Source organism: Mesosutterella porci, from assembly GCF_022134585.1.
GTDB lineage: Bacteria > Pseudomonadota > Gammaproteobacteria > Burkholderiales > Burkholderiaceae_F > Mesosutterella > Mesosutterella porci.
Genome location: NZ_JAKNCT010000008.1, coordinates 1 through 18,996, shown reverse-complemented (window position 1 = coordinate 18,996; position 18,996 = coordinate 1). Strand labels below are relative to the sequence as shown.

Genomic DNA, 18,996 nt, shown 5'->3' with positions numbered 1-18,996 from the left:
CCGTTACGATCTCCTCAGCGCCCAGCCTCTCGGGCAAAAGCCTGCCGGAATCAAAATAAATTGTTCAGCATTATCTTACAAAAATGTAAAAAAAAGTTTTAGCGCACGGATTTGGGGGCGGCTGAATCATCCCAATTGTTATACTTTAAGAATTACTTAACCTTTCAATTCTTTTCTCTGCATGTTCAGGCCCCACTTACTGCTGTCTAAGCTCAATGGCGCTGCGGCGTGCCTGCTGCGCGGCGTCGAGCGCCTGATGCAGAGGCTGCCGCTGCGCAGTCCCGGCTGGTCCCGCAACCAGATTGCAATAGCCGCTGCCGTGGCTGCGCTTCCTTTGTCCGCCGCTCTGGCCACCATTGCGGTAACCGCGGACGACCTTCACCCTGCCGAAGAAACTGCGGCGAGCTCGCCTGCCAGCAGCGGGCTGCGCCACACGACCCTGACGGTGAACCCCGCCGAAACAACGGCATCTCTGCTTGCGAGGCTTGGAATTTCCGACCCCGAGCTGCAGCGTTTCATCTATTCGAACGCCGACGCTTCCGTTTTTGCCTATCCCGCCCAAGGGCTTCTGGCGGAAGCCGACGTCAACCCTGACGGTACCGTCTCCAGTCTGTCGCTCTACCTTGAACGGGGCCGGCTCGGACAGCGCCGCGTGACCATCGGCCGCTCCTCCGGGAACTTCACGGTGAGCAGCGCCCCCTTTGAATGGAAGGTACGCACTTTCGCCGCCACCGTCACCGTCGACAGCGGAGCGCAGGAAGCTTCTGAAAGGGCCGGCATCCCTGAGGATGTCGCTCAGGCCGCGGCTTCAGTGCCATATAAAACCGGCAAGCTTCTGTCACTTGCCCGCAAAGGTGACAGCATTTCATACGCCTACGAAACACGGTCCATCGATGGCCAGACCGTGGGCTCAGGGCGTCTTCTTGCCGTTTCCCTCACGCACGGCGGCCTCACCATTCCGCTGTTCTGGTTCGACGACGGCACGCCGCAGGGCGGCTTTTACTTCGCGGACGGGAAAACCGCCCGCCTGTCCTTCCGACGCTTTCCGCTCAATGCCTTCCGCATGACCTCAGGCTTCAGCGCTGGGCGCCGTCACCCGGTGCTCGGACGCGTGCGACCGCATCTCGGAGTTGACCTCGCCGCACCCAGGGGAGCCCCCGTCTACGCCGTAGCCGATGGCATCGTGAAAGCTGCCGACAGGTCTCTGAGCGGCTACGGCAACCGCATTGACATCAGGCACGGAGGCGGGATCATGACCCGCTACGGGCATCTGAGCGGGTATGCGCGCGGCATTCAGCCGGGCAAAGTCGTAACCCGCGGGCAGCTGATTGGCTACTGCGGCTCCTCCGGCCTCGCCACGGGCCCGCATGTGCATTTCGAATTCCATGTGAACGACAAGCCGGTGGATCCTTCCGCAGTCGCGCTGCCCGGAGGAACCGATCTGCCGTCGAGATACCTGTCAGCTGCCAGGCCCAGAATCGCGTCGATCGCTCAGGCCTTCGATCGGCAGGAAAAAGCCGTGGCGTCCGCCGCCGGCCGAACCGTGCCTGCAGCGGAAATATCCGGCGAAGCTTCGGCCGTTGCCTCCGCAGGAGCAAAAACCCCGGAGCGCCAAGGCTGAACGCCTCCCTCTCCGCCTCCAAAAAAGGCAGCCCGGCCCATGTTAAGATACTTGAGCGATCCGGGGTAAACCCGGATCGTTTCACCTACAGCAAAAGAAGGAGCTGCTCTTGTTCATGCCGCAGATCGATTCCGCTCTGTGCATCGGCCTGATGTCCGGCACCAGTCTCGACGGAGCAGACGCTGTGGCCGTCGATTTCCGCCGGGGTGATCCAGTGTTCCGTGGAAGGGCCCACGAGCCGTTCGCCCCGGATCTGCGGCAGGAGTTGCTCGGGCTTTGCAGTCCGGGCGTCAACGAGCTGGAGCGGGCCGGCCAGGCCTCCCTCGCCCTAGCCGAGGTCTATGCCCGTGCCGTAGACAAACTGCTCTCACAGACACGCATTTCCCGTGACCGGGTTCTGGCGCTCGGCGCGCACGGTCAGACGGTTCGCCATGTCCCTCAGCGCCACTTCTCAATTCAGCTCAACAACCCTGCAAGGCTCGCAGAGCTCACCGGCATTGACGTCATCGCCGACTTCAGGAGCACGGATCTCGCCGCCGGGGGGCAGGGAGCTCCGCTTGTCCCGGCCTTCCACCAAAAAGTCTTTCAATCGGAAACAGCCAACAGGTGCATTGTGAATATCGGGGGCATCGCCAACATCACAGTACTGCCCTCGAAAGCCTCAGGGAAGACCGTGTTCGGGTTCGACTGCGGACCTGGCAACATTCTGATGGATCACTGGTGCCAGCTCCGAACCGGAAGACCTTATGACGAAGACGGCGCCTGGGCTGCAAGCGGACTCGCGCAGCCCGATCTGCTGAATCGAATGCTCGCGGATCCTTTCTTTGCATCTGCACCGCCGAAAAGCACGGGGCGCGAACTTTTCAACATGGAGTGGCTGCGCAGCCACATCGCTCAGTGCGGCCGTTCGCTCAGAAACCGCGACATTCAGGCCACACTGCTCGCGCTGACAGCTCGAGGAATCGCAAATGCTGTAACAGCTTACTGTCCGGAAACCGAGGAGATCTACCTTTGCGGCGGAGGAGCCCTCAACGGTGCGCTTGCGCGGGAAATCGCGGTCCTTATGCCGACAAGGACCATCGCCAGAACCGATGAACTCGGGGTCCGAGCCATGGACGTTGAAGGAATGGCTTTCGCCTGGCTCGCCTATGCCTGGATCAAAGGAGAGGCCGGCAACTGCCCAGACGTGACAGGCGCTGCCGGGCCGAGGCGGCTTGGCGCCCTGTATCCCGCTCCAAGGTCGCTTCGCCGGGCCTCCTGAACAACAACTTTACGTCCCCGAAGAATCTGCGGGGACAGAAAAACTCAGACGCTGAAAGACGACCCGCATCCGCACGTCGTGGTAGCGTTCGGATTTTTAATGACAAACTGCTTTCCGTCCAGATCGTCTTTGAAATCGACGGAGGCGCCCACGAGATACTGATAGCTCATGGAGTCGACGAGGAAGGTGACGCCGTCCTTTTCAATGCGCGTGTCATCGTCTTCCGCCTTTTCGACAAACTCAAAGCCGTACTGGAAGCCAGCGCATCCACCGCCCTGCACAAAAATCCTCAGCATCAGGTTGATGCCGGGATTCCGCTTCTTTTCGTCTTCCAGAAGCCCCTTCACCGCCTGCACGGCGGCATCGCTGAACTGGATGGGGTCGGGCAGAGTGCCAAACTCTGGAACTGTTTCCGCTTTTTTCTCAGCGGTCATTGCTTCAGCCATATTTAATCCTGTTTATGTGTCGGGCCTGACGTATGCCTCATGGTACCCCCGTTTAAAAACGGCAGCAGGACCGCTCAGGCCACGCAGCACCTCTCTTTCTCAGTGAGACACGCATCATAGCAGACTGCTTCGGCGCTCATGAGGCCGTCACCTTCCGCGGAGAAAAGCCGCTTCGGCAGAAAGCCCCAAAAAAAAGCACACCGCTAGGGGTGTGCTTCCGCAACTCGTCTTTCCGTCGCAGAACATCGCGGCGGAAAGAGCGACTGGCCGATTAACGCTTGGAGAACTGCTTGGCGCGGCGGGCCTTGCGAAGGCCGACTTTCTTACGCTCCACTTCACGGGCGTCGCGGGTCACCAGGCCAGCCTTGGAAAGGACAGGCTTGAGACCTGCGTCATAGTCGATGAGCGCGCGGGTGATGCCGTGACGGATAGCGCCGGCCTGACCCGTTTCGCCGCCGCCCTGGACATTCACCATGATGTCAAAGGCTTCCTTGTTGTCAGTCAGCACGAGCGGCTGACGGACAATCATGATGCTGGTTTCACGATGGAAGAACTGCTCGATATCGCGGTCATTGATGACGATCTTGCCGGTGCCCTTCTTCATGAACACGCGGGCGACGGAGCTCTTGCGACGGCCAGTGCCGTAGTTGTAATTTCCGATCATCGTTCAACCTCAGATATCCAGAACCTTGGGCTGCTGCGCGGTGTGCGGATGCTCAGCGCCAGCATAGACATGCAGCTTCTTGATCATGGCATAGCCAAGCGGGCCGTGGGGAAGCATCCCCTTGACAGCCTTTTCAAGCACGCGCCCCGGATGCATTTCCTGCATCTGGCGATAGCTCATATCGTAGATGCCGCCCGGGATCATGGTGTGGCGATAGTAGCGCTTGTCTTCAAATTTGGAGCCGGTCACAACCAGCTTATCAGCATTGATAACGACAATGTAGTCGCCCGTGTCAACATGGGGCGTATATTCCGGCTTGTGCTTGCCACGCAAGCGCAGCGCGATTTCGGCAGCGAGGCGGCCGAGCACCTTGCCAGTAGCGTCGATGACGTACCAGTCGCGCTTAACCTCTTGCGGCTTTGCCGTGAAGGTCTTCATTTGCGATTCACCTTTTTAAAACCGCACGGCATGGCGTCCGCGCGGCATCGATAAAAAAATTCACATCCCTTTCGGGAATGTTCAACTGGAAAGCGTCCTGCATCAGCGGGGGTGTTGCAACATCCCGCGCCGGCTGTGCTTTCATTACTCCGACTGAATGGTCGGGCCGGGCAAGTGGAATTGGGGCAAGCACACGTCCCTGGCGACAGTCAGGGTGCGCATTTTACAATAAAAATGCGCAGCTTGTCCACCTCCCGGCTGAAACTGCCTTAGATCGCCTGTTACAGGGCCTTGGGAGCTTCTTCGTCCTGCGGCAGGGGCTCTTCGGCCTCGTCTTCCGAACCCTCGCGGACACCGGCATCAGCCTCTTCTTCAGAAGGAGCAGCGGCTTCCGCAGCCTGACCCGATTCCTGGTCTGCCTCGAGATCCCCTTCCGGGAGAGCCTTGGCCTCAGGCTGAGCCTCTTCGGGAGCCTTCACGCGGCGGGTGAGCGCAATCACCAGGCGCAGGGCTTCGTTCACATCCTTGGCGGTCGGGAAGAAAGCTGCGACCTCGGCATCGATCTTGACAATCTGCCGCTTGCTGTAGTCCTCGCGGTCCTGGTAACGATTTTCGTTGAAAGCGCGGGCGCGGGGGCCGGTCTTGGTGCTGTAGCGGTCCCGGTTGAAACGGGGACGGTCATCGCCAAAGCGGCGGCCGCCGAAGCGCGGGCGGTCATCGCCGAAACGGCGGTTGTCATCAAAACGGTCAAAGCGCGGACGATCATCGCCGAAGCGGCGGTCTCCGCCAAAACGGCGGTCGCTGCGCTCAGAATTCCATTCGCGGCGTCCGCCAAAACTTTCACGGTGCGACTCACGAGCTTCCCAAGGTTTCCGATCCATCATTTTTGATCCTTTTCCATGTTGCGGATTAAATTTCAATTTCTTGCCGAATATTCCGGCGAGATTCCAGAATTGATAGTTTTTTGGTTAAAAAATTGCGCTAAATTTCATCGCGCAGGCTACACTTGTGTTAGAGATGCACTAAAAGTTTCATCTCTTCGACGCCTGGCCCGGCATCCCGGTTCAGGCCAAAAGTTCAGCATCATAACAATAAGGAGGTTTGTATATGCTCCAGACGCCTCAAGTAGTTTTCCACGGCATTTCCCGCTCTCCTGCAGTTGAGGCTGCAATCAACGAAAAAGCCGAGGCTCTGACAAAATTTGACAGCCGCTTGGGCTCTGTCAGGGCCACCATCTCTCAAGACGGCCACCAGACCACCAGCCTTTTCAACGTTCGCCTTGACTTCGTGACCTCAGGCAAAAATGTAGTCATCAATCGTCAGGGCACCGACGTGATCGCCGCCTTGAATGAAGCGTTCGACAAGGCGGAACGCTCTATTAAGGAAGAAGCCGCGAAACTCCGTCAGCCGTAACACAATCCTCTGATTTTCTAACTTTCAGCCGCTTTCTTTCAGGAAGCGGCTGATTTTTTTTACTAACCAATGCAAGTACAAAAAAAGGAGCCTTCAGGCTCCCGTTCACACTACAAGCCCTGCGCGGGCGGCCGTTTCTGTGGCGTCCCCAAGCAGATTCGAACTGCTGTACCGACCGTGAAAGGGTCGTGTCCTAGGCCACTAGACGATGGGGACCACTTCCATACTTCTTGACACAGGCACTACAGAAATTTGGTGGAGGTAAACGGGATCGAACCGTTGACCTCTTGCATGCCATGCAAGCGCTCTCCCAGCTGAGCTATACCCCCAAAAGAGTTTGGAATATTAGCAGAGAAAACTAAAAAACGCAAACCTCTGCTCCATCCACTGTTCCTGCATCCGGCCGGAGAAAAAAAACCATCCGGCAAGGATGGGATTCTGAGAAGTCTGGTGGAGGTAAACGGGATCGAACCGTTGACCTCTTGCATGCCATGCAAGCGCTCTCCCAGCTGAGCTATACCCCCAGAGACGGAGAGGCATTATATTTGTTTAAATCAAGAAAAGCAAGTCTTCAAAGAAAAAATAGTCATTACGCACGAAAATCCGACGGTATCTCGGGACTGAGTCCCATTTTTTTGACGTGTATTATATATTTAGTATAATACACGCATGAAGATCGAAAAACTTCCCGATTTTGCAAAGCCATATAAGAAGACCGGCTACGATGTCCGGCACAAGGGCGGTTCCTACCAGCTCTTCCGGATCTCATCGCACCGAGTCGAAGGCAAAAGCTATCCGGTCCTCACGCAGGAGTACATCGGCACCATCCGCGAGGATGGCTCCCTGCAGCGCAAAAGCACTCCGTCCCGTCATCCAGTCACATACCAGGAGTTCGGGCTGAGTGACTTCCTGATGCGGCGCCACCACCGAGTCCTGCAGCAGTCCATGTTCAACGGCTCCCCGGAATCAGCCAAAGTCCTGATCCCGCTCGCCATCGTGCTCTATGTCTTCGGCACGGTTTCAGACACTGCGCTCAGCTGCTGCCGGCTCACCGCGGGGCAAATTGACCTGTTGCGGCAGGTCCGGCCGGAAAACCTGCTGCGGGTCGAGCGTCTGAGTTCAAAAATCCTGCAGGAACAACAGCTCCTTTTCGGGGACGACCGAATCGACTTTGAACTGCTGATGCGCCTGTGCGTCGTCGACTCACTGGCTGCAACTGTTCCCGCTTATCCGGCAGAAGCGTTGGAGATTCTCGGAAAACACGGGGTGAAAACATGGCCGAGCTGACAGAGGTCCTTGATTCGCTGAAATGCGCTGCCCTTTTCTTTCAGAATCTGGACACGCCGTATACGGTTGGGAAACGGGAAATTCACCCCCTGGTGCACATTCTTTCCGGCGTCAGGAACTTCCGCAATCCCGGTAAAACCGTTTACCGTCTCGAAAATCTCCTTGCCATCTGTTTCGTGCTCGCGATGAAGGGAGAACTGCATTCCTTCCACTATGCGGCAACCTATGTGCGGATCAAGGAGGACGAGTTTGTTGCCCTGGGACTGATTGAAAAAGGCAAGGTCCCGTCTCACGACACTTTCCGGCGTATCTTCGGGCATCTGGATGCCAATGCCCTGCGAGATGCATTCCTTGAAAGAATCCGGGAGTTCCTGCAGCGCCTGACAGGATTGAATCATGCATCGAGGGGGCGCAGGAAGATCCTTTCCGGCGACGGAAAAACCTTCAACGGCTCAGGCAAAGGGGGCGCAAGGAATCTGAACGTCTTCAACATATACAGTCCCTCTGAGGCTGTCTGCCTGCCCTCGGTTCCCCTGACGGACAAGGATTCTGAAATCAAGGAATTCCAGCGCATGCTGCCAAAATACAACCTGCGCAACACCATCGTCACCGCCGATGCCCTGCACTGCCAGAGGGAAACTTCCCGGATCATCTGCGGGAAAAAGGGTGGATATGTCTTCAAGGTCAAGGCAAACCAGGAGGAACTCCTTGCAGAAATCGCCTCTCGCTTCGAGCGGAAATCCGGGACATGTTCCTCAATGTCATACAACGAGTGCGACTATGAATTTCTTCCCCTGGACAAGCAATACATCGGGTGTGGCTGGCCGGGGCAGAAGACATACGTGAAGATGATTTCCCACAAACGGAAGCACCAGAAAGACTACAGCCCTCTGCCTCAGTATTTCATTGCATCCGAATCGGGCGACAGACTCCTGGCCGAAGCCATCGACAACAGATGGCAGATCGAAGACGGGCTGCACCTGTTCAAAGACCAGACGCTCGGCGAAGACAAGTGCACGTTCATGGATGCCAACGCGGTCAAGGTCATGGCCACGATGAACAACATCGTGTACTCGATTTACAGGATTGCATCGGCCGTTCTCGGTGACAAATCCATGACGGAAACCAAAATCCGATTCAAGGACGACCCCATTGCTCTGATTTCAACTGTCCTGCCTCTTCTCCAAAAGAAGAATCTCTCCGCCCTGATAAGGGCAAACATGAGAGGCAGAAAACCGGTCGGGCAGCCCGCGTAAAAAGAGAGAGTCCGGGCTTCGGTTGTCGATGTCGGCTGCAAGAACCTCTTTGCAACGGCATCGACTTGAAATTTATACTTCCAGCCTCAGTTTGTCCGTGTTCCACCCCTCCCAGAGTTGGACACGTACACTTCGTGCGTAATTACTAAAAAATTCTTCTGTCCCAGCAGCTCGCTTACAGTTGCAAGCGAGCCAGCGGCAGGAAGAGCGTGGCAGATGCTTTTGAAAGGCAGAGAATAAAACAATGCTGGACGATGCCGGCGGCAGGATTGCACGCTGACCGTGTGGCCGCAAAAAATACGGTCTGCAAAATTTTGCCCTCTCCTCATGACTCCTTTACGCATTGTTTATCCTTAAGCAAAGAGAAAAACATCCAGCCTTCACCTCAGAACAAAACAAAGTGTCACACTCCAATCTTCCTGCTCTCGCTCAGCCGAAAATTCGGATTCGAGGAGCAAAACAAAACAACCTGAAGAACGTTTCCGTCGACTTTGACCTCGGAAAGCTCACCGTCGTAACAGGAGTTTCCGGCTCAGGGAAAAGTTCTTTGGTTTTCGACACGCTTTACGCCGAGGGCCAGCGCCGGTACATAGAAACACTCAGCCCTTACGCAAGGCAGTTCCTGGACAGGATGGACCGCCCCCGCGTTGACGCCATCGAAGGCGTGCCTCCGGCCATTGCCATTGACCAGACGAATCCGGTCCGAACGTCTCGCTCAACGGTCGGCACCATGACGGAGCTCAACGATCACATCAAGCTACTGTTTGCCAAATGTGCCTCGCTGTACTGCCCCCGCTGCGGCAAAAAAATAGAGAAGGAGAACCCCGAATCCATCTGGGAAAAAATCCAGAAATACTCCGCCGCTTTAGGCGACCCTAGGCTTCTGATCAACTTCACAGCCCTGATTCCCCGTCGTTTTGGGCTTAACAAGGCTCTGAGCGCCCTGTCAGCCCAGGGCTTCACGCACATCTACCGGCAGACTTCCTCCGCTGCCGGCTGGGATCTTGAGGTCACGGCAGATCGTTTCCGAGCCGGGCGAGCTGAAGCCTCGCGCGCCATTGAAGCCATTGAGCAGGCCCTGAAGCTTGGCAAGGGAAAGCTGACCGTAAGGGCGCTCGCAGCAGATGGCAAAGAAGCCGCCCAATGGCACTTCTCTCAGGACTTCGGATGTGCGGACTGCGGGCTCAGCTTCGCCCCCGCTCTGCCTTCGACCTTCAGCTTCAATTCCCCGCTGGGCGCCTGTCCCACCTGCAGAGGCTTTGGGAGAGTTATCGGCGTCGATTTCGGCCTAGTAGTGCCCAATCCCCGGCTTTCATTGGAAGAGCACGCCATCAAGCCCTGGAGCACTCCGTCTTTTGCAGAGTGCCAGCAGGATCTTCTGCGATACGCCCGCAAGGCCGGTATACCTACTGACGTTCCTTTCGAGGATCTCACGCCGGACGACCGCTGGTGGATCCTCGAGGGAAGCCCTGATTGGACGGGAGACTGGGAACACCAGTGGTACGGCGTCCGGCACTTCTTTGAATGGCTCGAAACGAAATCGTACAAAATGCACATCAGAGTGCTTTTGTCCCGATACAGGAGCTACACCGTGTGCCCGGACTGTAATGGCTCCAGGCTCAGGCCTGAGGCATTATTCTGGCGCCTTGGGTCCTGCGCAAGCGCTGACGCAGCACTCAAGCCTCAAGGCGATGAGCCCGAAATCAAGCGCTTCCGTCCCAAGGGCGTCACCATCCCCCAGCCCCTTTTTGACAAGCTGCCGGGGCTCACGGTTCATGATCTAATGCGGCTGCCCCTGGTCCGGTTGCGGCGGTTCTTTGACAGTTTTGCAACTGAACAGGCCCTGCCCCCGGAAGCGCTGCCAGTCCTAAAGGAAATTCAGACGAGGATCCGTTACCTGTGTGACGTCGGCGTAGGGTACCTCGATTTGGATCGGCAGAGTCGGACCCTGTCCGGAGGGGAAGTGCAGCGTCTTAACCTAACAACCGCTCTTGGCACCTCTCTGGTGAATTCCCTGTTTGTTCTTGACGAACCCTCCATCGGCCTGCATCCCCGCGACATGGACCGCCTTAACTTCATCATGCGCAGTCTGACGGCGGCGGGCAACACGCTGGTCATAGTTGAGCACGACCCTCAGGTCATGCTCAAGGCAGACCGCATTATCGACATGGGGCCCGGGGCTGGTGAAAAGGGGGGAACCATCGACTTTTCCGGCACGCCGGCGGAGATTTTCGCTTCCAATACGCAAACCGGCCTGTATTTGTCCGGGAAAAAGAAAATCATTCATACAGCCGGCCGGAAGCCGGACATGACGCACTGCCTATCTCTGAAAGGAGTGCGCGCCAACAATCTTCGCAACATTGACGTATCCATTCCCCTGCACTGCCTGACCTGCGTCACGGGCGTGTCGGGTTCTGGAAAATCCACCCTCATTCAGGATGTTCTGGTTCCCGCTATCAACAAGCTGAAAGGGCTGCCGTCGGAAACACCCGGACAGTTTGACTCCCTGGAGGGCGTTGACCTCATCGACGGAGTGGACTTTGTGGACCAGTCGCCGATAGGCAAAACCTCGCGGTCAAATCCCGTGAGCTATGTCGGGGCATTCGATCCTATCCGCAAGCTATTCGTCAAAACAGACGTGGCCCGGCTCCAAGGCTGGACGGCAAGCACTTTCAGCTTCAATTCCGGAGACGGCCGATGCCCGACCTGCATGGGATCCGGCTATGAGCATGTGGAGATGCAGTTCCTTTCCGACGTCTACCTCCAGTGCCCTGACTGCAAGGGCCGGCGCTACCGGGACGAAGTCCTGCAGGCAAAGCTGGAAAGAAACGGCCGCAAAGCCTCCATTGCAGACGTGCTGGACATGACGGTCACCGAGGCCTGCGCCTTTTTCTCACAGGATCTGGAAATCCTCTCCCTCCTTCGCCCTCTCATCGACGTTGGACTTGATTACCTGAAGCTCGGGCAGCCGGTCCCTTCCCTGTCGGGTGGCGAAGCGCAGCGGCTTAAGCTCGCAGGCTTCCTGGCAGAAGCGCTTCAGCGCCCCGCTAGGCCCCGCAATTCCGGGGAAAAGCCTAAAGGAAAACTTCTCGTTTTTGATGAACCCACGACGGGACTGCATTTTTCGGATATAGACAAGCTGCTTGCAGCGCTAAGGAAAATCATCGACGCCGGACACTCTGCGCTCGTTGTAGAACACAATCTCGACGTCATTGCCAATGCGGACTGGATCATCGACCTGGGCCCCGAAGGCGGCGATGCGGGTGGCCGTATCGTGGCTGCCGGTACGGTCCCGGACATCGAAGCCTGCGGTGAATCCTATACCGGACAAGCTCTGTTGTCATACCGCCAGGCCATCGAGTCCGGGCGGCCCTTTGAGCATAACTTCACTCGCACGCCTCCGGTCGCCGCGCTCAGCCCTCAGTCCCGCGGCAAAGCGCGGGCCCTCAAAGGACAGATCAGCGTGGTCAACGCACGCGAGCACAATTTGAAGAACCTCACCGTCAATATTCCGCGCGATAAATTTACGGTTGTGACCGGTCTGTCCGGATCGGGCAAATCCACGCTGGCCTTTGACATCGTCTTTAAGGAAGGGCAAAGGCGCTATCTGGAATCGCTCAACGCTTATGCGCGCTCCATTGTCCAGCCTGCGGCAAGAGCAGATGTGGACGCCGTGCTGGGAATACCGCCCACAGTGGCCATTGAACAGAGAACCTCCCGCGGCGGTCGTAAATCCACAGTCGCTACGATGACCGAGATTTACCATTTCCTGCGCCTCTTGTTCATGAAGCTGGGAACGCAGTACTGCCCAAACTGCGGCATTGAGGTCCGCCCCCAGTCTCCAGCCGCCATAGTTGAAGCGGTCCGGAAATCATCCCGAAACTCGAGAATCATGATCCTGGCCCCCCTTGTTTCCCATCGGAAGGGCATTTACACAGAGCTTGCCAAGTGGGCCGACAAACACGGCTACAAGGAACTACGCGTAGACGGCAAGTTGGCCGACACCCGCAAATTCCCTAAACTGGCCCGGTATGCAGAACACTCTATTGAACTGCCCGTGGCAGAACTGGAAGTGACGGAGAAAACACTTCCTGAACTCAAAGCGCATATCGCCACGGCCATCACGCTGGGAAAGGGCATCGTAGGCATATTGAAGCTTGATGCCATCCCCGCCGCAGGCAAGCTCCCTGAAATGGAGGTGTTCTCAACCAAAAGAGCCTGTCCTTCCTGCGACATGAGCTTTCCTGATCTCGATCCCCGGCTGTTCTCCTACAACAGCAAAATGGGCTGGTGCCCGACCTGCTTTGGAACCGGAGTTCTCTTGAAAGGATTCGACGCCAGTCAGACTGGCGAGGAACAGGCATGGGCCTCTGAAGCCGGGGAGTCTGAAACAATATGTCCGGACTGTCACGGGCTGCGGTTAAATAAGATTGCCCTGGCAGTCAAGTTCTCGGGGCGCAGCATCAGTGATCTGTGCCGCATGACCGTGGATGAAGCCATCGGCTTCTTCAAGAGCCTGCGGCTGTCTGAACACGACGCAGCCATTGCAAGCGACATTCTCAAGGAACTTACTTCCCGCCTGTCTTTCCTCTCGAAGGTGGGCTTGGGTTACCTGTCGCTGGACCGGGCGTCTCCCACGCTGTCCGGGGGCGAAGCCCAGCGCATCAGACTCGCATCCCAGCTGGGCTCGAACCTGCGCGGCGTCTGCTATGTGCTGGACGAGCCTACGATCGGTCTCCATCCACGAGACAACGGAATACTGTTGGACGCCATCGGCGCCTTGTCAAAGAAAGGCAACACGCTACTCGTTGTCGAGCACGACGAGGATACCATCCGAAGAGCCGACCATATCATCGACATCGGCCCCGGCGCCGGCAGCGAGGGAGGAACTCTGGTCGCCGAGGGATCCGTTCGCGACATCATCAAAGCCCCGAAGTCCGTGACCGGGCAGATGCTGGCGCATCCTCATCTGCACAGGCTGTCGCCGCGCCGGCCGTTCAATCCTTCCAAAGACCCATGCCTCACGCTTGTCGGGGCCCGACTGCACAACCTGCAGGTAGACCGGGTCTGCTTCCCATTGAACAGGCTCACTGTCATAACAGGCGTTTCGGGCTCAGGAAAATCCAGCCTCTGCAGAGACGTGTTGTTGAGCAATCTGCAGGCGGCCATTGCTGGCAGAGGGAAAAAATCCACACCTTCATGGCAGGGCTGTCAGAGCATTGAAAACTGGCAGAGCGTCGGACGGGTGCTCGAAGTTGACCAGACGCCTATAGGAAAAACGCCGCGTTCCTGCCCCGCCACCTATATCAGCATTTGGGACGCAATCCGTAAAATCCTTGCCGGATCCAATCTCGCCAAGGAGAGAGGGTATACGGCGAGCCGCTTTTCTTTCAACACCAAAGGAGGACGATGCGAGACTTGTGCTGGTCAGGGGCTGAGAACCATTGAGATGAGCTTTCTGCCAGAGGTCAAGGTGATCTGCGAGGACTGCGGGGGCAAGCGCTTCAATGAACAGACCCTAGAGGTGCTCTGGAAAGGCAAAAGTGCGGGGGACATTCTGCAGATGTCCGTCAGGGACGCCGCGGAGTTTTTCGCATCGACACCTGCCATTGCGCGCCCCCTGAAGCTGCTTGACTCGGTGGGGCTAGGCTATCTGACGCTGGGCCAGCCCTCGCCGACCCTGTCAGGCGGGGAAGCACAGCGCATCAAGCTCGTCGCGGAGCTCTCAAAAGTGCGAGAAACTGTAGCGGCAGCCCGCCAGGACAAAACCGGAGATCTCTACGTCCTTGATGAGCCTACCGTGGGCCTACACATGGCCGATGTGCAGAAACTCGTCAACGTTCTTCACAGGCTTGTAGATGCCGGCAACACAGTCATAGTCATAGAGCACAACCTTGACGTCATGGCTGAGGCCGACTGGATCATTGACATGGGACCTGAAGGCGGGAGTGCTGGTGGCCATGTTGTAGCAACAGGGACCCCCCTCGAGGTCAGCGTTGCCGGCACTCCGACAGGAAAGGTGCTGTCTGAATTCATGAAACAGCACACCAAAAAAGCCTGATCTCAGCATTTTTCCGCACGACCGCGCCTTTTCCCATGAGGCCGGACGTGCGAAAAAGGCGCCCTCAGGATTGAGCTGCGGGTTTCGCCTCGCTTTCCTGCATGTTCGCGAGAACTGCAGCCAACGTCTCGGCGCTCATGTACTTCCCTGCCCCATCCCTCACGTGAAGATCGACCTGCGGGAATGGCACTTCGATGCCCTCCTCGGAGTAGCGCTTCAGAACATTGATCAGAATCTGCGTCCTGAGGCCGACCGTTCCGTCCCCTATATTCGACACCCAGACTCCCGCCTCCAAATTAACCGCGCTGTCGCCCAGATTGGTAATGCCGGTCCAGCCTCTTTTGGTTTTGATCACTCGATCGGGTTTGTTAGCCTCCTCGCGGAGGATATCCAAGGCCCTGTTCAGGTCGCTGCCGTAAGCAACTGACACTTTAATCACGGCAACACTGGCGTTGTCTGTGTGGTAGTAATTCTTTACTGAGCTGGTGACAAACGTTTCGTTAGGGACAATATTGTCGACTCCGTTCCAGTCATTGACAACGGTATAGCGGGTGTTTATTTCCGTTATTTTCCCTTTGAATCCGCCGATCTCCACAAAATCTCCAATTTTGACAGATCGATCCAGCAAAATAATGAAGCCGGAAATGTAATTGCTTGCAATTTTCTGCAGACCGAAGCCAACGCCAACGCCCAGCGCTCCACCAAAGACTGAAAGCACAGTCAGATCAATGCCCACAGAACTCATGGCGATCAAGACCGCCGCCACCATCAGCACCCAGCGGCAGATCCGACCCAGGACGACTTTCAGGTTCGGGGCCATCGTCGCCGAACGCCGAAAGGCCTCGTCTATCAGGTTGGCAAACCAGTTAGCCACACCCAAAGTCAGCAGTACGGACACCAGGCCGGAGAAAGCAGTCCAAAGGGTGAGGTTCTCCTTTCCGATTGGGATGGACTGCGTTTCCATGAAATGGATGACCGCCGGAAGAACCCCGGCAAATTCAAGCGCCACCAGAATCCAGAACACCCAGGTGATGACCTTAGTAAGCGCTGGAGTCACCAGTTTTTCGCCTAACATGCCGCGCAGTGCGTAAAGCAGCAGCCTTAGCAGGGCGAACCCATAAAAAACAAGATAGCCAAGTTGTGCGAAAACCAGCGAGCTGTGGCTCGACACCAGCCCGGCATGTTCTATCAGCCAGACAAGGAGCCAAAGAGTCGAGGCTGCGATGAGCGAAAAAGACAAATGGCTCGAGATGTCGATCAAGTATCTCCTGATCCGGCTGTGCCAGGACTCATCTGCCTTGGAGGGGCTGAGACTGAACGCCCAGGCATTGAACCGACGGCTGAGAAACCAAGAAACGGCAATGGCAACGACGAACGCAGCCAGCTGCCAGACATACTCTGTTTTCCAACCGCTGACAATGGCTTCCTCAATATTGTCAAGCAACACCGTGGTCTGGGCGAGCTCGGAAAGAGGCGAATTTTCAGACATCTGCTGCAAGCCTTTTAATGGGGGAAAAAACAAAGGTGACTTCTAACGATGCTCAACTCGCCACACGGCGCAGGCTGCCAGCAGAAGCACTACGGCTGGCGGGAAGAGAGCAGCCAGCACGGGCGGCAGCGTGCTTGCACCGCCCAAGTACGAGAACAGGCTGTTAAGAGCGTAAAACAAAATTCCGATCATCACGCCAAGGAAAATCTTGATGGAGACCCCTCCGGCGCGGGCACTCAGATACGCGAAAGGCATGGAGAGTGCAAGCATAACGAAAATGGAAAGCGGATAAAACGCCTTTTTCCAAAATGCGATCTCATATCGCCCGGTTTCTTCTTTATTGCTCCTTAAATGCTGGAGATAGGACCAAAGATCCGCCATGGACATAGACTCCGGCGCATCGGCCACCATCACGCTTAAGATGTTGGGCTCAAGCGATGTCCTCAAAGGCAGGGTTGATTCGTGATTTAGCAGAATCTTCGACGGCGCATCGGCTTCCGAATTCCGGTTTAAGGTTGGCAGCCTGAAAATAGTGGCATTCTTAAGAATCCATTCCTTGCCGTTATAGCTTCCTTCCGAAGCTTCAATCATCCGCACCAGCTCGTCATTAGAGTTGAACTCGAACACCCGCCAGCCTTTTGCCGACTTCGCCCGCCCGGAGTCAAGGCTCTTGACGTTAACATACCTCACCCCGAGCGCTTCGCGATTTTTTCCAAGAATCTGATCTCGGGCCCATACGCCCGATCTGTACGATTCCGAAGTTATGGACTTGTTGTTAATAACCACCTGTACGTCCTTATTAAAGCGGTCGGCCATAGGCGCGATCACCTCACCTAAAAGATACGTCAGGGTGACAAAAATAACGGCCGGCACGGCCAAGGCCTTTGCAAAACCTACGGGGCTCAGTCCCGCAACCCGCAGAATCGTGAATTCGGAAGTTGAGGCCCAGCGGCTGAGGGTGTACACCGCGCCCAGCAGCACTGCGATTGGCATCACCTCATACAGTCGGGATGGAATTTCGAGCGCTGTGATCAGAAAGGCCTGCGCCAAACTGTAGCGCGTGCCGATCTTTCCCACCTGGGCAATCAGGTCAAAGAAAAGGAACAGTCCAATGAGGGCCAGCAGAACAAGCGCTGTCGCCAGAAAAATCTGAGCTGTCAAATGGCGTGTAATAACTCGCATTCTCTAAACCTTATTTACCACGAGTCCGCCAATAACCAATGGACAGCTGAGGCGGCAACCAACGTTGAAACCAAATCCTGCGAATAAAAAGAACTGTCGTTATCAGCAATACAGCCCCATGGACTGCCAGCATGCCCTGCACCCAAGTCAATCGAGAGTTGGTGATCATTGTCTGAACAGCTGACACTGAATTCAGGTAGAGGATGTAAATCAAGACCGCAACGACAAGATTGAGCGAGCGGCCGGCCCGGGGGTTCGAGAAAGAAAGCGGTATCGCCAGCAGTGCGAGGTTCAGTGCGACGAAAGGCCAGGACAGCCGCCAGAAAAGTTGTCCCATGTTCTTTGGATCCTGCCGATTCTTCCAGAGCTCGTCAGTAGTGAGAGCCTGGGCCTTGTTGACGGACAAAGCCTGATCCGGCTTGATGTCGAGACGGATGCCGTATTTATCAAACTCGGTAATTTGAAAAGAAGGTTTCTGCGCCGGAACGACGTAACGACGGCCGCTTTTTAATTCCACGTAGCGGTCACCTGCATCGTTCGTCATCAGGCGACCTTCCCTGGCCACCACGATTGTCCTTTTATCACCGCGATTTTCAGAAACAAAAATCCCTTTGACAAACTCCTGATCCTCATCAGCCTGCTCTATGAAAAAAACCCGCTTACCACCCTGAGATTCGATGAACTGCCCAGATGCGACCTTTGCTGTATCGTCGCGCTGGCTGAACTGGGATTTGTTCACCTCCATCTGGTTGCGCGCCCATGGGGCCAGAACCAGCGAAACCAATGCGGTCAAAAGAACGATAGGAATAGAAAAGCGGATGACCGGCCTGAGCCACGCCAGGAGCGACAGCCCGCCGGAAGAAAACCAGACCACCATTTCGTTCTGTTGCCAGCTGCGAATCAATGCGATAAGAATCGCGATGAACAGAGACATGGCCAGAAGTGGTGCAAGGTAGGTCAATGCTGAATACAGAACGATTTGAAGAATCGATCCCTGATCGTAAGAACCGCTGTTCACCCTTGCCAGAATTCGAACCAGCGCAACGGTCAACACGATTGAGAAAAGAACAGTGAATACTCCCCCGGCTGTATTCGTAAATTCTGAAACCAGCGAACGTTTGAATATCATAAAAACATTTTCCTGAAGCCTGCCGGGGAACACGGCGTAAAACCGCCAGATTTGAGATTGTAGAACAAACTTTCCGAACACTGAGGGCTGGCGCGCAAAGAGAAGAAACAATTTATTATCGGGCGTCATCCATTCCCTCGGCAGTTCCTTGGGAAATGCGTCAGGAAATACGCAGCAAAAAGTAGAGTTTTACTTCTGCGGATCTCACTTGCAGTCTATGTCCGCAGGCTCAGAGATTACACGGAGGCTTACTTCAAATCCTGCCTCCTGGAACTACCAGCCTCAGGCTACTTGTCTTGAGGCGCACGCAGGGCGGTTCGAGGCTTCGATCGAAAAGGCCCGCTTTTCCGAGCGGGAAAAGGAAAAGCCCCTCCGGACGAATGTCCGGAGGGGCTTGATGGAGAAGCCTGACGGTGACCTACTTTCACCAGAAATACAACTGACTATCATCGGCGCGAAGGTGTTTCACTGTCCTGTTCGGAATGGGAAGGAGTGGGACCGCCCTGCTATGGCCGTCAGGCAAAGGCTTTGGTTCCTGTCCGCGGGACTTCTTCTTCCGCGGCACGAACCGAATGGCTTTCGGAAGGAATGAGAACTTTCAAGGGCGCGATCGCTTTTTTTCCACGCCTTGCTTTTCCCTTTCAAAACCTCTGCAGCTTCTTTTCTTCAAGCAGCACGGTTATAGGATCAAGCCGCACGGGCAATTAGTACTGGTTAGCTCCACGCCTCGCGGCGCTTCCACACCCAGC

At 56.1% G+C, this 18,996-nt stretch carries 13 protein-coding genes, 3 tRNA genes and 1 rRNA gene; 6 read left to right on the top strand and 11 right to left on the bottom strand.

Features of this window, described 5'->3' with window-relative positions:
- Positions 1-181 precede the first annotated feature (181 nt).
- Entirely contained in the window at positions 182-1,621 is a 1,440-nt protein-coding gene (locus MAF45_RS07215) for a M23 family metallopeptidase (RefSeq protein ID WP_237978962.1), read from the top strand.
- A gap of 115 nt (positions 1,622-1,736) precedes the next feature.
- Entirely contained in the window at positions 1,737-2,882 is a 1,146-nt protein-coding gene (locus MAF45_RS07210) for an anhydro-N-acetylmuramic acid kinase (RefSeq protein ID WP_237978961.1), read from the top strand.
- A gap of 44 nt (positions 2,883-2,926) precedes the next feature.
- Here MAF45_RS07210 and erpA read toward each other — a convergent pair whose 3' ends face one another.
- From erpA to MAF45_RS07190, 4 genes are all read right to left on the bottom strand, one after another.
- A complete protein-coding gene (gene erpA / locus MAF45_RS07205; RefSeq protein ID WP_237979084.1) occupies positions 2,927-3,316 on the bottom strand; it encodes an iron-sulfur cluster insertion protein ErpA in 390 nt (129 codons plus the stop codon).
- A 283-nt stretch (positions 3,317-3,599) separates the two neighbouring features.
- Positions 3,600-3,992, bottom strand: coding sequence for a 30S ribosomal protein S9 (rpsI, locus tag MAF45_RS07200; RefSeq protein WP_237978960.1), 393 nt, complete (start codon positions 3,990-3,992; stop codon positions 3,600-3,602).
- A 9-nt stretch (positions 3,993-4,001) separates the two neighbouring features.
- On the bottom strand, positions 4,002-4,430 hold the full coding sequence (gene rplM, locus MAF45_RS07195) for a 50S ribosomal protein L13 (protein ID WP_237978959.1): 429 nt from the start codon (positions 4,428-4,430) through the stop codon (positions 4,002-4,004).
- A gap of 281 nt (positions 4,431-4,711) precedes the next feature.
- Positions 4,712-5,311, bottom strand: coding sequence for a hypothetical protein (locus tag MAF45_RS07190; RefSeq protein WP_237978958.1), 600 nt, complete (start codon positions 5,309-5,311; stop codon positions 4,712-4,714).
- Positions 5,312-5,537: 226 nt separating this feature from the next.
- On the opposite strand from MAF45_RS07190, the gene MAF45_RS07185 reads away from it, so the two are divergent.
- Positions 5,538-5,843 (top strand): HPF/RaiA family ribosome-associated protein, encoded by a 306-nt coding sequence (locus MAF45_RS07185; protein ID WP_237978957.1) that lies wholly within the window; start codon positions 5,538-5,540, stop codon positions 5,841-5,843.
- A 140-nt stretch (positions 5,844-5,983) separates the two neighbouring features.
- On the opposite strand, the gene MAF45_RS07180 is transcribed toward MAF45_RS07185, so the two are convergent.
- The 3 genes from MAF45_RS07180 to MAF45_RS07170 all read right to left on the bottom strand — a co-directional run bounded on the left by MAF45_RS07180 (position 5,984) and on the right by MAF45_RS07170 (position 6,367).
- A tRNA-Glu gene (locus MAF45_RS07180) sits at positions 5,984-6,059 on the bottom strand.
- Positions 6,060-6,096: 37 nt separating this feature from the next.
- Positions 6,097-6,172, bottom strand: a tRNA-Ala gene (locus tag MAF45_RS07175).
- 119 nt (positions 6,173-6,291) lie between these two features.
- Positions 6,292-6,367: transfer RNA gene (locus MAF45_RS07170), tRNA-Ala, on the bottom strand.
- A 145-nt stretch (positions 6,368-6,512) separates the two neighbouring features.
- On the opposite strand from MAF45_RS07170, the gene MAF45_RS07165 reads away from it, so the two are divergent.
- The 3 genes from MAF45_RS07165 to uvrA all read left to right on the top strand — a co-directional run bounded on the left by MAF45_RS07165 (position 6,513) and on the right by uvrA (position 14,447).
- Entirely contained in the window at positions 6,513-7,130 is a 618-nt protein-coding gene (locus tag MAF45_RS07165) for a hypothetical protein (protein WP_237978956.1), read from the top strand.
- Positions 7,118-8,386 (top strand): ISAs1 family transposase, encoded by a 1,269-nt coding sequence (locus MAF45_RS07160; protein ID WP_237978955.1) that lies wholly within the window; start codon positions 7,118-7,120, stop codon positions 8,384-8,386. The genes MAF45_RS07165 and MAF45_RS07160 overlap by 13 nt, the downstream gene beginning before the upstream one ends.
- Before the next feature lie 400 nt (positions 8,387-8,786).
- The gene (gene uvrA, locus MAF45_RS07155) at positions 8,787-14,447 is read left to right on the top strand and encodes an excinuclease ABC subunit UvrA (RefSeq protein WP_237978954.1); all 5,661 of its coding nucleotides are present in this window, start codon (positions 8,787-8,789) and stop codon (positions 14,445-14,447) included.
- Between the two features lie 64 nt (positions 14,448-14,511).
- Here the strand turns inward: uvrA and MAF45_RS07150 are convergent, their stop codons facing one another.
- The 4 genes from MAF45_RS07150 to rrf form a co-directional block, all read right to left on the bottom strand.
- Positions 14,512-15,936 (bottom strand): mechanosensitive ion channel family protein, encoded by a 1,425-nt coding sequence (locus tag MAF45_RS07150; protein ID WP_237978953.1) that lies wholly within the window; start codon positions 15,934-15,936, stop codon positions 14,512-14,514.
- Positions 15,937-15,978: 42 nt separating this feature from the next.
- Complete coding sequence (gene lptG / locus MAF45_RS07145) at positions 15,979-17,118, bottom strand: LPS export ABC transporter permease LptG (RefSeq protein ID WP_237978952.1); 1,140 nt, start codon at positions 17,116-17,118, stop codon at positions 15,979-15,981.
- 10 nt (positions 17,119-17,128) lie between these two features.
- Positions 17,129-18,376, bottom strand: coding sequence for an LPS export ABC transporter permease LptF (gene lptF / locus MAF45_RS07140; RefSeq protein WP_237978951.1), 1,248 nt, complete (start codon positions 18,374-18,376; stop codon positions 17,129-17,131).
- 276 nt (positions 18,377-18,652) lie between these two features.
- Positions 18,653-18,767, bottom strand: a 5S ribosomal RNA gene (gene rrf / locus MAF45_RS07135).
- Positions 18,768-18,996: the final 229 nt, after the last annotated feature.